The organism is Intrasporangium chromatireducens Q5-1 (assembly GCF_000576575.1).
Lineage (GTDB): Bacteria > Actinomycetota > Actinomycetes > Actinomycetales > Dermatophilaceae > Intrasporangium_A > Intrasporangium_A chromatireducens.
In genome coordinates, this window is the sequence record NZ_AWQS01000532.1 from 1 (window position 1) to 907 (window position 907).

The 907-nt window shown below is 66.9% G+C and carries 1 protein-coding gene; it reads right to left on the bottom strand.

Annotated elements, in window-relative coordinates:
- Positions 1–357: 357 nt before the first annotated feature.
- A complete protein-coding gene (locus N864_RS22730) occupies positions 358–705 on the bottom strand; it encodes a hypothetical protein (protein WP_155893080.1) in 348 nt (115 codons plus the stop codon).
- Positions 706–907 lie beyond the last annotated feature (202 nt).

A 907-nucleotide genomic window follows, 5' to 3' on the forward strand; every position in this document is an offset into this window, starting at 1 on the left:
CCCCCTACCATCGCCCAAGAGGGACCGCGCCCACGCCGAGCATGGGAGCCAGTGGCCAGGGTCCGGCATTCCCGGCTCATCGACCGGCGCCCTGACGTCGCCCTGACCATCTTCGGCAGCCGTGCCGGGTGAGGGCACTGCGTTCTACGCGCGGGCGCTCGCTGACGGAGGGCATCGGCGAGTTCATCCGAGAGCAGGTCACCGGGCGGCCCGCCTGCGCCTGTGCGTCGCGCAGATCACCGAGGCGTGGGTGCTTGATCAGGACGCCGAGCCGGACCAGCGCGCGCCGGTCGACCGGTGAAGAGAGGAAAGTCCCTGTCACCAGGGGCTTCCCTCGTCATTCACCTCCTTCGCTGATCAGATGATGAGCACCACCGCAGCGGCTACCGCTCCAGCCAAGCTGAGCGTGGCGAGCGCGAAGCTGAGCACAGCGTTGGTCGTCCAGTAGCCGGACCGGTCGCGAATGCTGGCTCCGAGCAGGCCGAAGGCTGCGGTGAGCAGCACCCCACCGACGATCCAGCTGCTGAGGTACCAGACCGCGCTCAGGCCCGCCAGAACCCAGGTGGACGGCACGAAGTAGGTGTACGCGCCGAACGCTGCGATCAGGGCACCGATGACCATGAGCGTGTAGTCCATGGTGCGGTTCCGGAACAGCTGTGGAAGATGTTCAGTCCTCACACGTTCCTTCTCCAGGAGCTGTGTCATCGTCCTCACCTCCTTCCTGATCTCAGTTCCAGCGTCGGGCGGTTCCGCCACCGGCGGAAGGGCCCAACGTCCCGCTCCCTTGACGAGACGCTCGAGGTCAGCTGCGCTGCGGAGCGAGCTCAGCGGCATACCTTCATGCTGGTATGCCGCTGAGCGGACTGTCCCTGGACATGACGGTGCGCAGGTGGCCGGGTGGCCACCT